12 protein-coding genes are annotated in these 12,632 nt (G+C 60.5%); 5 read left to right on the top strand and 7 right to left on the bottom strand.

What is annotated here, in order from left to right; genetic code table 11:
• Window positions 1-166: 166 nt before the first annotated feature.
• From ACNA0J_RS25045 to ACNA0J_RS25020, 6 genes are all read right to left on the bottom strand, one after another.
• Window positions 167-1,897, bottom strand: coding sequence for an ABC transporter substrate-binding protein (locus ACNA0J_RS25045; protein ID WP_415821616.1), 1,731 nt, complete (start codon window positions 1,895-1,897; stop codon window positions 167-169).
• A gap of 90 nt (window positions 1,898-1,987) precedes the next feature.
• A complete protein-coding gene (locus tag ACNA0J_RS25040; RefSeq protein WP_415821615.1) occupies window positions 1,988-2,296 on the bottom strand; it encodes a DUF2160 domain-containing protein in 309 nt (102 codons plus the stop codon).
• Window positions 2,297-2,309: 13 nt separating this feature from the next.
• Entirely contained in the window at window positions 2,310-3,122 is an 813-nt protein-coding gene (locus tag ACNA0J_RS25035) for a carbohydrate ABC transporter permease (protein ID WP_415821614.1), read from the bottom strand.
• Entirely contained in the window at window positions 3,115-3,996 is an 882-nt protein-coding gene (locus ACNA0J_RS25030) for a carbohydrate ABC transporter permease (RefSeq protein WP_415821613.1), read from the bottom strand. Before ACNA0J_RS25030 ends, ACNA0J_RS25035 begins: the two co-directional genes overlap by 8 nt.
• A complete protein-coding gene (locus ACNA0J_RS25025) occupies window positions 3,993-5,249 on the bottom strand; it encodes an ABC transporter ATP-binding protein (RefSeq protein ID WP_415821612.1) in 1,257 nt (418 codons plus the stop codon). Before ACNA0J_RS25025 ends, ACNA0J_RS25030 begins: the two co-directional genes overlap by 4 nt.
• Window positions 5,249-6,445, bottom strand: a complete 1,197-nt coding sequence (locus tag ACNA0J_RS25020) for an ABC transporter ATP-binding protein (protein ID WP_415821611.1) — start codon at window positions 6,443-6,445, stop codon at window positions 5,249-5,251. Before ACNA0J_RS25020 ends, ACNA0J_RS25025 begins: the two co-directional genes overlap by 1 nt.
• A 134-nt stretch (window positions 6,446-6,579) precedes the next feature.
• Here ACNA0J_RS25020 and ACNA0J_RS25015 point away from each other — a divergent pair, with 134 nt between their 5' ends.
• Window positions 6,580-7,440 (top strand): DeoR/GlpR family DNA-binding transcription regulator, encoded by an 861-nt coding sequence (locus tag ACNA0J_RS25015; protein ID WP_415821610.1) that lies wholly within the window; start codon window positions 6,580-6,582, stop codon window positions 7,438-7,440.
• Window positions 7,441-7,488: 48 nt separating this feature from the next.
• Window positions 7,489-9,207: a glycerol-3-phosphate dehydrogenase/oxidase gene (locus tag ACNA0J_RS25010; RefSeq protein ID WP_415821609.1), complete on the top strand. Its 1,719-nt coding sequence runs from the start codon at window positions 7,489-7,491 to the stop codon at window positions 9,205-9,207.
• 153 nt (window positions 9,208-9,360) lie between these two features.
• On the opposite strand, the gene ACNA0J_RS25005 is transcribed toward ACNA0J_RS25010, so the two are convergent.
• Entirely contained in the window at window positions 9,361-10,212 is an 852-nt protein-coding gene (locus ACNA0J_RS25005) for an isocitrate lyase/PEP mutase family protein (protein WP_415821608.1), read from the bottom strand.
• Between the two features lie 149 nt (window positions 10,213-10,361).
• On the opposite strand from ACNA0J_RS25005, the gene ACNA0J_RS25000 reads away from it, so the two are divergent.
• Genes ACNA0J_RS25000 through ACNA0J_RS24990 form a run of 3 tightly spaced genes read left to right on the top strand, consistent with a single transcriptional unit; the run spans window position 10,362 to window position 12,620 of the window.
• The gene (locus ACNA0J_RS25000) at window positions 10,362-11,282 is read left to right on the top strand and encodes a LysR family transcriptional regulator (RefSeq protein WP_415821607.1); all 921 of its coding nucleotides are present in this window, start codon (window positions 10,362-10,364) and stop codon (window positions 11,280-11,282) included.
• Window positions 11,283-11,327: 45 nt separating this feature from the next.
• Window positions 11,328-11,810 carry a YbaK/prolyl-tRNA synthetase associated domain-containing protein gene (locus ACNA0J_RS24995; protein WP_415821606.1) on the top strand — a complete coding sequence of 161 codons (483 nt, stop codon included), beginning with the start codon at window positions 11,328-11,330 and terminating at the stop codon, window positions 11,808-11,810.
• Window positions 11,811-11,849: 39 nt separating this feature from the next.
• Window positions 11,850-12,620, top strand: coding sequence for an NRDE family protein (locus ACNA0J_RS24990; RefSeq protein WP_415821605.1), 771 nt, complete (start codon window positions 11,850-11,852; stop codon window positions 12,618-12,620).
• Window positions 12,621-12,632: the final 12 nt, after the last annotated feature.

Here is a 12,632-nt window from a genome sequence, read left to right as displayed (position 1 = left end):
GGCCGAGGCCCCTGCTCATGGGCCGAGTCGCGGCGATAGGCCCGGCGGGGCTTTTACACGCCGACCTCCTGCGCCAAAAGAACTCCACACTACGCATGCCACAGACAGCAACCGAGGCATAAAAAAAGCCCCCACGCCGCGCCTTCGGCTTGCTGCCTCAGTCAACTCAACGTACCTTGCCTTCTTTCCAGGCTTGCAGCAGTTGATCGTATGGAATGGTCTGGCCTTGTGGTTTTTCGTTGGCCAGTTTTTTCCACGGCGCATGCTCGTCCGACAGCCACTTCGACGGATCGCTCTTCTTGTTCAGTTTCGGTGCGCACTGCGCCATCCCTGCACGTTCCAGGCGTGCCATCACCTTGTCCATCTCATCCGCCAGGTTGTCCATGGCTTTTTGCGGCGTCTGCTCGCCCGTGACGGCCGTGGCGACGTTTTTCCACCAGAGTTGGGCCAGTTTGGGATAGTCGGGCACGTTATTCCCGGTAGGCGTCCATGCCACCCGTGCCGGGCTGCGATAGAACTCGATCAGGCCGCCATAGTTGGCTGCATTTTTCGTGAAATAGTCGCTGTGTATATCGCTGTCACGCGTAAAGGTCAGCCCGGTGATGGACTTTTTCAACGATACCGTTTTGGCGTTCACGAATTGTGCATAGAGCCATGCGGCAGCCAGGCGATTCGGATCGGTGGACTTGAAGAACGTCCACGAGCCCACGTCCTGATAGCCGTTTTGCATCCCCTCTTTCCAATACGGACCATAAGGCGATGGCGCCATCCGCCATTTCGGCGTGCCGTCCTCGTTCACCACAGGCAGGCCCTTTTTGGTCATATCCGCGGTAAAGGCCGTGTACCAGAAGATCTGCTGCGCAATATGCCCCTGCGCCGGGACCGGGCCCGATTCAGAGAACGTCATGCCCATCGCCTGCGGCGGCGCGTATTTTTTCATCCAATCGATGTATTTGGTCAGCGCATAGACCGCGGCCGGACTGTTGGTCGCCCCGCCCCGTTCGACCGATGCGCCAACCGGCGTGCATTTATCGTCAGCGACACGAATACCCCATTCATCGACCGGCATCCCGTTTGGCAGGCCCTTGTCAGCGGCGCCCGCCATCGACAACCACGCATCGGTAAAGCGCCAGCCCAGCGACGGATCTTTTTTGCCATAGTCCATGTGGCCATAGACCTTCTTGCCGTCGAGTTCTTTCACGTCATTGGTAAAGAAATCGGCGATATCCTCATAGGCCGACCAGTTTGTGGGCACGCCTAATTCGTAGCCGTATTTGGCTTTGAATTTCTCGCGCAGGTCCGGCCGCGCAAACCAGTCTGCACGGAACCAATACACGTTGGCAAACTGCTGATCGGGCAATTGATAGAGCTTGCCGTCAGGCGCAGTCGTGAAACTCGTGCCGATAAAGTCCTTGATATCCAGATCTGGATTGGTCCACTGCTTGCCGTCTCCGCTCATATAGTCGGACAGCGGCAAAATCGCACCATAGCGATAATGCGTGCCGATCAAATCGGAATCGGAAATCCAGCCGTCGTAAATCGACTTGCCCGACTGCATCGAGGTCTGCAGTTTCTCGACCACGTCGCCTTCCTGAATCAGATCGTGATTGACCTTGATACCGGTGATTTCGGTAAAGGCGCGCGCCAGGGTTTTCGACTCATATTCATGAGTCGTGATCGTTTCGGACACCACATTGATTTCGTTGACGCCCTGGGCCTTGAGTTTGGCTGCCGCGTCGATGAACCACTGCATTTCGGCCATTTGCTTGTCCTTGGACAAGGTCGATGGCTGGAACTCTGAATTCACCCATTTTTCTGCCTCGGGAACGCCGGCCCAGGCCGCCGTGCTCCCGATCAACGCGATGGCCACGGCCATCGTCCGCATACGCAATTTCATGACCCATCTCCTCGAAAGACCTTCCCGTTATGCTGCGGACCTGGGCCTGGGAAGAATTCGGCCGACGGTCGTTTCCCTGCTGTTTTTTATTCAACCCTTGCGCATGACCCAGGCCAACACCACGAGCGACACCGCAAAGCTGATCCATAAGCTCGGGGGATCGTCCAATGCCAGCCAATCCATCATTTTTTCGCCGAACCCTACATAGGCCAGATTGATCCAGGCCATGATCATCAGGCCGATAAAGAGCCGGTCGCCGCGCGTCGTGGCCATAGGCAAAAAACCTTTACGCAATCGCGTTGGCGATTTCAATTCCCACACCGTCATACCGGCCAGCATGAGCACGATGCAAATGAAGAACACCGCAACCGGCGTGGTCCATACCATCCACTGAAACATGGTGCGCGCTCCTTTAGACCCGGCCCATCGCAAAGCCCTTTGCGATGTAATGCCGCACGAACCAGATCACAATGCCGCCCGGCACGATCGTCAGTACGCCTGCGGCCGCCAACACCCCCCAGTCCATGCCGGAGGCCGACACCGTCCGCGTCATCGTCGCCACAATGGGTTTGGCATTGACCGAGGTCAGCGTGCGCGCCAACAGCAGCTCTACCCAGCTGAACATAAAGCAGAAGAACGCCGCCACCCCGACGCCCGATTTGATCAGCGGCAAGAAAATCGTCAGGAAAAACCGCGGAAACGAATAGCCATCGACATAGGCCGTCTCGTCGATCTCACGCGGCACGCCGGACATGAAGCCCTCCAGGATCCACACGGCGAGCGGGACGTTGAACACCAGATGCGCCAACGCGACCGCCAGATGCGTGTCCATCAAACCCAGCGAGCTATACAGCTGAAAGAACGGCAACAGGAACACCGCCGGCGGCGTCATGCGATTGGTCAGCAGCCAGAAAAACACATGCTTGTCGCCAATAAAGCGATAACGCGAAAACGCGTAGGCAGCCGGCAACGCCACCGCCAGCGAAATCAGCGTATTGATCACCACATAAATCAGCGAATTGATATAGCCCGAATACCAGGCCGAGTCCGTGAAAATAGTGAGATAGTGTTCAAAGGTGAAATCGCGCGGCCACAAGGTCAGCGAGCCGACGATCTCGGTATTGGTCTTGAACGACATATTCAACATCCAATACAGCGGCAGGATGGCGAACACCAGATACAACACCAGAAAGCCTGTGCGCCAGGCCCAGCCTCGCTTATCCATGAGACTCCTCCTGCGTGGCCGTACCGGCGCGCTGCATCCAGTTATACAGAACAAAGCACAGCAGCAAAATAATCAGGAAATACACAATGGAAAATGCCGCCGCCGGCCCCAGATCAAATTGGCCCACCGCTTTCTGTGTCAGGTATTGCGACAGGAACGTCGTCGCATTGCCCGGCCCGCCACCGGTCAAGACAAAGGGCTCGGTATAAATCATGAAGCTGTCCATGAAACGCAGCAGCACCGCGATCATCAACACACCGCGCAGCTTGGGCAGCTGGATATAGCGAAACACCGCCCACCGCGTTGCGCCATCGATGCGGGCAGCCTGGTAGTACGCTTCGGGAATCGCGCGCAGCCCGGCATAACAGAGCAGCGCCACCAACGGCGTCCAATGCCAGACATCCATGACCAACACCGTCAGCCACGCATCCAGCGGATCGCCCGTGTATTGATACTGCACGCCCAGCCACGTCAGTCCTGCGCCCATCAAGCCAATATCGGTGCGCCCGAATACCTGCCAGATCGTGCCGACCACGTTCCACGGGATCAGCAGCGACAGCGCGATGATCACCAGCACCGCCGATGCCCGCCACCCCGAGGCGGGCATGCATAGGGCCAACAGAATGCCCAACGGGATTTCAATGGCCAGCACCGCCAAGGAAAAACCGATCTGCCGCAGCAAGGCACTGTGCAGTTCCTCGTCCTGCAGCACCGCCGCATACCACTCCGTGCCGACAAACACGCGCCGATCGGGCGACAGAATGTCCTGCACCGAGTAATTGACGATCGTCATCAGCGGCAAAATCGCCGAAAACGCCACGCATATCACCACCGGCAACACCAATAGCCAGGCACGCTGATTAATCGGTTTCACGTCAGCAGCTCCTCGTTCCGGTAGAAGCACGTATGCGTATTCAACAAAGGCAGCCACACCGTATCACCCACCGCGACCGCACTGCCGGCACGCGCACGGGCGCGCAAGAGCGAGCCCTCGAACTCGCCACTCAACAGCAGATAGGTCCCCAGGTCCTGCACTCGCGATACTTGTACAGGCACTGCGCCCGGTGTATTGGCCGCGCAAGGCTGCAAATATTCTGGCCTCACGCCCAATCGCACGTCGCCAGCATCTGCCAGCGATGCCGCCCTGTGCGGTGGCCAATCGGCGGATGGGTGGCGGCTGGACGTCGCGTCTGCGGCGTGATGGACAGAACCAGTATCAACGGGCGCATTGACATCCGGCATCGAAGCCGAGCCCACGCCTCCTCCGGTGGCAGCCGATACCGCCGCGGAATCAGACGGCGAATGCGCGGGTGCCTGCGACGCCCGGCCGTCCCATAAGCGACTCGTCCCGACCGTCAAGACACCGCCCTGCCATTGCGCCGGCAAAAAATTCATCCCCGGCGAGCCAATGAAATTCCCTACAAACGTATGCGCGGGACGCTCGAACAGATCTTCGGGTGTGCCGATCTGCACGGCCTTGCCACGCGACATGACAACGACCTCTTCGGCAAACGTCAGTGCTTCGGTTTGATCGTGCGTGACATAGATCAGCGTCAGATTCAGTTCTTGATGAATCTCTTTGAGCTTGCGCCGCAGTTGCCATTTCAGGTGTGGGTCAATCACGGTCAAGGGCTCGTCGAACAGCACGGCTGATACATCGCTGCGCACCAACCCGCGGCCTAGCGAGATTTTTTGCTTGGCATCGGCGCTCAAGCCGCTAGCCCGGCGATTCAGCTGCGCCGACATGTCCAGCATCTCGGCAATGCGCCCGACGCGGCCCTGGATATGGGCCTCGGGCATGCCACGATTGCGCAACGGAAAGGCCAGATTGTCCGCCACCGTCATCGTGTCGTACACCACCGGAAACTGAAACACCTGGGCGATATTCCGCTGCTGCGGCGTCAACCCCGTCACATCGCGGCCGTCAAACAAAATACGTCCCTGCGACGGTTTCAGCAGACCGGAAATGCAATTAAGCAGCGTCGTCTTGCCGCAGCCCGATGGCCCGAGCAAGGCATAGGCGCCCCCGTCGCGAAACGTAAAGCGCAAGGGCAACAACGCATAATCGTCATCCGATTGAGGATGACTGACATACGCATGAGCCAAATCCAGTTCAATGGCGGCCATCAGGCAACCCCCGCCGGATTACCGGCCGCCAGCAGCCGGCCCGCCGCGTCAAAGGTGTACAAACTCGCCGGATCGAAATACAGGGTCAACGGGTCCTCCAATTGATAGCGGTGTACACCCGCCAATTGGGCGACCACGGGCCCCGCCGCCGTTTCGGCATGCACATAGGTATCCGAGCCGGAAATCTCCGCGAGTTTTACCGTGCCCTGCAGCGCCACCCGGCCCGCTGCCGGCTCGACACTGAATGCGCCCGCTCGCAGCCCCGCCGTCATTTCGGACTGACCCGTGCCGGCATGTGGCTGCGCGGCTGGCGCAGACCGGCCAGCGCCGGCATGCAGCCCTGGCACGAACTCACGCGCGTCTGGACCTGCGTCGGCCGGCGCGCCTGCCGCTAGCGCAGCCTGCCCCCTGCTTTCCGGCACGCGCCCCGCCGCAATGCCTCCCTGCAACACGATGCCACCGTCCTGACGCTGTGCAGCAAATAAATTCATCGGCGGGTCGCTGAACACCTGCGCCACCCGCAAGGACGCCGGCTGGTGAAACACCTCTGCCGCAGGGCCGTATTGCAGCAACTCGCCCGCATCCATCACCGCGGTATAGCCCCCCAGCAGCAAGGCCTCGGCCGGCTCGGTCGTGGCGTACACCACAGTCGATTCCCCCTCAGCAAAGAGGCTGCCGAGCTCGTCGCGCAACTCTTCGCGCAGCTTGTAGTCCAGATTGACCAGCGGCTCGTCCAGCAAAATCAGCGGCGCCTGCTTGGCCAGCGCCCGCGCCAACGCCACACGCTGCTGTTGGCCACCCGACAATTCGGCCGGATAGCGCTGCAGCAAATGTTCGATATGCAGGCGCTCCGCCATCGCATGAACCCGAGCCCGGATGTCTGTAGCGCCTCGCAGCTTCAGCGGCGAGGCGATGTTGTCGTACACCGACATCGACGGATAGTTGATGAACTGCTGGTACACCATGGCCACGTTGCGGCGGCGTACCGGCACCCCGGTGACATCCACCCCGTCGACCAGCACCCGCCCCGAGGTCGGCCGGTCCAGCCCGGCCATGAGGCGCATCAGCGAGGTCTTGCCGGCCAGGGTCACCCCCAGCAATACCGTCATTGCCCCGGGAATCGGCGCCAAACTCATCGGATACAGATGCGTTTGTGCCCCCTCCTGCAGAGCGACCTGGTCCAGCGTCAACTGCATTGCTCTCCTCCGGATCACGGATTCGCTGCGTTTTCGTTGTATTTTTGGTTTTTTGCGTTTTAACCAACAAACGAAAGAAAAACAATCTTGCAGTGCGTCATTATTTTTCGCTTTTGTTGTTTTAATATACAGAAATGATCCTGAATCCTCGCCAAAGCGCACTGGTAGAACTGGTCCGTTCCCACGGATCGGCCAGCATCGAGTCCCTGGCTCGGCATTTTGACGTCACGCTGCAGACCGTGCGGCGCGATGTCAATCTGCTGGCCGAGGCCGGCCTCCTGTCACGTTTTCATGGTGGCGTACGCATCGAGTCGTCCACCATCGAAAACATCGCCTATCGCAAGCGTCAGGGCCTGCATGCCGAGGCCAAGCAACGCATCGCCCAGGCCGTCGCGAAAGCCGTCCCCGATGGCTGTTCGCTGATTCTGAACATAGGCACGACGACCGAGGCCATTGCTCGCGCGCTGTTGCATCATCGAGGCCTGCGCGTCATCACCAATAACCTGCACGTGGCCGATATCCTGTCCGACAATCCGGACTGCGAAATCATCATCGCGGGCGGTGTCGTGCGCTCGCGCGACCGGGGCATTGTCGGTGAAGCCACCATCGACTTCATCCGCCAGTTCAAGGTCGATATCGGTCTCATCGGCATCTCCGGCATCGAGGCCGACGGTACCTTGCGTGACTACGATTTCCGCGAGGTGCGTGTTGCACGCAGCATCATCGACCAGTCGCGCGAGGTCTGGCTGGCGGCTGACAGCAGCAAATTCCAACGGCAAGCCATGGTCGAGCTGGCGCATATTTCGCAGATCGACAGGTTCTTTACCGATGCCTATCCTCAGCCCCCTCTGGCGCAGGTGTTGCAGGAATCCGGCGTGCGCTGCGTGATCGCCGAAGCGGACGCCAATGCCTTGGAGGCAGATCCCTTGAATACGGACAGTACGGGCACGGCCGATGCCCCCACAGCCTCTCGTTCCCACCGCGCGCGGCCATAGCGCTTTACGCACGATTTTCCCATCTCTGCCCAAACCGATAAAAACACCATGAACACCGCCCCCGTTCCCAAAGCCATTCCCAGTCGCGATGCCCTGCTGGGCGTACTGAATGACAACGCGACCTGGGATGTGGTCGTGATCGGCGGCGGCGCCACCGGCCTGGGGACGGCAGTTGATGCCGCGGCACGCGGCTACCGGACCTTGCTGGTCGAGGGACAGGATTTCGCCAAAGGGACCTCCAGCAAAGCCACCAAGCTCGTTCATGGTGGTGTGCGCTATCTGGCACAAGGCAATATCAGCCTGGTGCGCGAGGCCCTGCACGAGCGTGGATTGCTCAATCGCAATGCGCCGCACCTGGTCTGGCCGTTAGGGTTCGTCGTGCCGGCCTACGGCATGTTCGATCAGCCGTTCTACGGCATCGGGCTCAAGATGTACGACATGCTGGCCGGCAAACTCAATCTGTCGCCCAGCCGCTGGCTCTCGAAGAAAGAAACCCTGGCCGAGGCCAGCACCATCGCACCGTCCGTGGGCGGCCGCCATCTGCGCGGCGGAGTGCTGTATTACGACGGTCAATTCGACGACGCGCGGTTGGCGATGGCGCTGATGCGCACCTTGTTCGACCTGGGTGGCACGGCCATCAATTACGTGCGTGCCGCCGGCCTGGTGCGCAGCGGCGATGCCCATAACAGCAAAGGCGCCATCGAAGGCGTGATCGTCCAAGACGCCTTCAGCGGCACGGAATACACGGTACGCGCGCGTTGCGTGGTGAATGCCACCGGCGTGTGGGTCGATAGCGTGCGCCGCATGGACGATCCGCAGGCACAGACCATGGTGGCGCCCAGCCAGGGCGTGCATCTGACACTGCCGCGCGACTTTTTGCCGGGCGACAAGGCCATCCTCATCCCCAAGACCGATGATGGCCGCGTGCTTTTTGTCGTGCCCTGGAACGGCCACACCATCGTCGGCACGACCGATGCCCCGCGCGACGATCTGCCGTTGGACCCGATCGCCTCAAACGCCGACATCGATTTCATTCTGCAGACAGCGGCCCGCTATCTCAGCCGCAAACCCACGCGCGCCGATGTGACGAGCGTCTGGGCAGGCCTGCGTCCGCTGGTCAAGGCGACCGGCGAGGCCGCGACGAAAACGCTCTCGCGCGAACACACGATCCTGGTGTCGCGCAACGGCCTGGTCACCGTGACTGGCGGGAAATGGACGACATACCGCCGGATGGCCCAGGACGTCATCGACACCGCCATTCAACATCAGCTGTTGCCTCAGGCGCATTGCCGCACTGCGGATTTGCCCCTGCATGGCGCAAGCCCAGTGGGAGCACAGCCTGGCCGAGCCGGTACGGGGGCGACATTGCCTACGGGCTCGAGCACCGGCTCCCACACCAACGCGACGCGCAACGCCACGGCCTCGCCGTCCGCGCATCAACCGGCCCATGGCACGCCGGACAGCTACTACGGCACGGATCTGCCGCTGCTGCGTGCCCTGCCCGGCATCGATCATGTGCTCGTCAACGCCAGCGGCCTGACAGAGGCCCACGTGCGCTTTGCCGCGCGACACGAGCTGGCGCGCACCGCCGAAGACGTCCTCGCCCGGCGCAACCGCGCCTTGTTCCTGGATAGCGAAGCCGCCATCCTCGCCGCCCCCGAAGTCGCGCGCATTCTGGCTGAAGAACTGGGCCACGACGCTGCCTGGCAACGCGCTACGTTAGAGGCTTTTATGCACACGGCGGCGCATTATCGTCTGAGCAAATAGCACGTAGATCCTCCGCGTACGAGCGATGAAATAGTGCGGACAATGACAAACGGCGCCGTTTCCCGCGCCGTTTGTCAGTCCATCTCAATGTCGTCGAGGCCAGCCAGCCGCATGAGTGATGCTCATGCGTGGGCTCACCCGCGGGTCCATGTCTTACAGCTTATCCAGATCGAGATACCGGCTGGTTTGAACGATCTGCTCGCGTTCCTTGAAACTCGTCAGTTGCGCAGCCAACGCGCTGCTGTCGCCAGTGCGCTTGATTTCCTGCAAGGTGGTTTGCATGGCATGGATGGCAGCACGCTGCAAATCAGACGGAATGATGGCGATCTGATAGCCCAGGGCCGACAATTCATCGACAGGCACCAGCGGCGTCTTGCCCCCGTAAAACATGTTGATCAGCTTTGGGCCGGGAATCCGGCGCGCGATCTCGCGGATCTGCTCGATGGTCTCGGGCGCCTCGACAAACAACATGTCCGCGCCAGCGGCGGCGTACCGCTCGGCACGCACGAGCGCCGATTCAAAGCCTTCGACAGCGATGGCGTCAGTACGCGCAATCACCAGGCAATCCGGGTCACTGAGCGTTTGCCGGGCGATCTTGATCTTGCGCACCATTTCGTCCGTGTCGACCAGACTCTTGTCGTCCAGATGGCCACAACGTTTGGGGAATGACTGGTCCTCCAGATGGAAAGCCGCCACGCCCGCACGCTCCATGACGCGCACGGTACGCTCGACGTTCGCCGATCCGCCAAAGCCAGTATCGGCATCCGCGATCACAGGCAGGCCGCTGGCCTCGACGATTTTCTCGACCCGGTCCATGACCTCGGTAAAACTCAACAACCCGAGATCGGGCACCCCGGCAGCGCGGGCGATCGCTCCGCCACTGGCATAGACGGCATCAAAACCTGCCATCGCGACCAAACGCGCCGAAAGACCATCAAAAGCGCCTGGCGCTACCAAAGTCTTGCCCGTCGTCAATGCCTGCCGCAATTGCTGCGTCGCTTTCATTCTTTGCTCCTTGTCGTTTGGCTCGGAATGGCGAACTCGCGCCTATCTCGCAAGGCAGGCCATCTCGATCAGGGCGCAAATTATGGCGCGGCGAAATCATTACGTCTAATATATGAAAAATACATAATTAATACTTTTTAAATACCGATATGGAACTACGCCATCTGCGTTACTTCGTTGCCACCGCGCAGGCTGAACACTTCACGCGTGCCGCTCAGCAACTCGGTATTGCTCAACCGCCCCTGAGCCAGCAGATACGCGAACTGGAAAAGGAAATCGGCGCCCCGCTGTTTGACCGTGTCGGCCGTGGCGTAGTGCTCAACAGCGTCGGCAAAGTCTTCCTCGAACGCGCCTCGGATATCTTGTCGCGCGTGGATGATGCCCTGCACACGGCACAGCGCGCCGCACGCGGCGAGGCCGGTGTACTGCGCGTCGGATTCACCGAATCCGCCTCCTTCAACGACCTGGTGACGCACACGCTCAGCCTGTACCAACACCGGCATCCCGAGGTCGAAGTCAGTCTGGAGGAAAGCAACAGCGAATCACTCATCGCCTGCCTCGGTGACAAGACAATTGACGCCGTCTTTGTACGGCCGCCCTTTTCCGTAGCCAGCGGCATTCACTTTGTGAAACTCGCCGAAGAATCGCTGGTCGTTGCGCTGCCAGACAAGCACCCACTCGCCACGCAAGCCAGCCTGCACCTGCAGGACCTGCACGCCGAACGCTTCATCATCTATGCCCGCAAATCCGGCTATGGCCTGAGCGCCGACATCGTCTCGGCCTGCCGCCAACACGGTTTCAGTCCGAGTATCGGGCAGCGCGCACCGCAGCTGTCGTCCGCCGTCAACCTGGTCGCTGCCGGCATGGGCATCGCCGTTGTTCCAGCGTCCATGCGCTGCATGCAACCAGCGGGTGTCACCTATCGTCCTTTGGACTCGTCCTGGCCCAAAGCCGTACTGGGCTTGGCCACGCGCCGCGATGAAACGTCCAGTGTGGTGTCGAATCTGCTGCAACTGGTGAGCGAGGGCAGCGATGGCCGAGCCGGTGCGCTCGATAGCCCGCCCCATTGAGAGGGCGTATTATCTCGGGGTTGACTACCGCACCGCTCACTTGCCATGGATGTATTTCAGCAACTGCAGACCCTGCTGACCGATCACCAGATTTCCTATCGCCTGCTACGCCATGAGCCCGCAGGCAAATCCGAAGAAGTCGCCGTCATCCGCGGCACCACCGTCAGTCAAGGCGCCAAGGCGCTAGTGTGCCGCGTCAAGATCACCTCTAACCAGCGCAAAAATGTCTTGGCGGTTTTTCCGGCCGATAAACAAGCCGATCTGGCCGCCATCGCATTAGCCGCTGGCGGCAAGAAAGCCTCGTTGGCCTCACAAGACCTCGCACGCGAACTCACCGGCTGCGAAATCGGTGCCATTCCCCCCTTCTCGTTCAACGAGGAACTATCGCTATTGGTAGATCCCTCGCTGCGCGAACGGCATGACGAAATTGTTTTCAACGCCGGGCGATTGGACGCATCCATCGTCATGCGCACAGAAGACTATTTTCGTCTGGCCCAGCCTGTACAAGCGGTGTTTGTGCATGCTTGACCAGACATACTGACTCGCTCACCAGACTAAAAACATTCCATGTGTCTCGCCGTACTCGCCCTGCACCATCTCACCGGCATTCCCGTCCTCATTGCCGCCAATCGCGATGAGTTTCACGAGCGCCCGACGCAAGCGGCGTCAATGTGGCCCGGCGAGTCCCGCATCTATGCGGGTCGCGATCTGCGCGCAGGCGGCACCTGGATGGGCGTGAACGAACACGGCCGTTACGCCATCGTCACCAATTTTCGCGACCCGCAGCATCTGCTGAACGACGCGCCGTCGCGTGGCGCATTGGTCGAGGACTTTCTACGCGGCGACGCCAGCCCAGCGGACTATCTCGCCGCGGTGCATGAGCACGCGGCGCGCTACAACGGATTCAACCTGATCGTCGGCGACATCGCCGGCGCCTGTTATCTCAGTAATCGCGACGGCGCACCGCGTGCGCTGCCGCCAGGGGTCTATGCCCTCTCGAATCATCTGCTGGATACGCCCTGGCCCAAGCTCACCCGTACCAAAACCGGTTTTGAACGCATATTAGAGGCCACGCCGCAACCCGACGTGCCCGCGCTCTACGCCAATCTCTTTGACCGCACGCCAGCCGACGACGCAGACCTGCCGGCCACCGGCATTCCGTTGGATCGCGAACGCTTGCTCAGCAGCCCCTTTATCGTCAGCCCCAACTACGGCACCCGCGCCTCCAGCGTGCTGGCTCTGCATGCTGATGGCCGCGGCGAACTGCACGAACGCCGCTACGGGCCAGATGGCGTGCCGGTCGGTGATAGCGATTTGACGTTCAATTGGCAGGCTTGAGCCGATATCCGG

The sequence above is a fragment of the Bordetella tumbae genome, assembly GCF_965139195.1.
GTDB lineage: Bacteria > Pseudomonadota > Gammaproteobacteria > Burkholderiales > Burkholderiaceae_B > Bordetella_A > Bordetella_A tumbae.
This window is presented reverse-complemented; position numbering and strand designations above follow the sequence as displayed.